Genomic DNA, 265 nt, shown 5'->3' on the forward strand with positions numbered 1-265 from the left:
GCCGGTGACCTCTCGTTCCAGGACCGCGAATTCGTGGTCGGTGAGGTTGTGGACCTCGATCACATCGGTGATGCCGTCCTGCTTCTCGACGCCGTTGACGTCGGCCATGATGACGGTCTGCTCGGCACCGAGAGCGATGAGGCGCTCACGGAGACGCCGGGAGCCCTCGACGCTGGCGAGGGTGTCGACGCCACCGACGACCAGCAGCGGGGGCTTTCGGATGTTGGCCACGGCGATGCGGAAGAGGGCTGCCGTGAACTCCGGC

The 265-nt window shown here is 66.8% G+C and carries 1 protein-coding gene; it reads right to left on the reverse strand.

Translation table 11 applies throughout. The features are described from left to right. Positions 1 to 265 (reverse strand): hypothetical protein (locus R0J87_RS21255; protein ID WP_498888772.1); only part of this gene is annotated, 265 nt, incomplete at both ends.

Origin of the sequence: Halomonas sp. SIMBA_159, from assembly GCF_046536035.1 — a bacterium.
In the GTDB taxonomy this organism is placed as follows: domain Bacteria; phylum Pseudomonadota; class Gammaproteobacteria; order Pseudomonadales; family Halomonadaceae; genus Vreelandella; species Vreelandella venusta_A.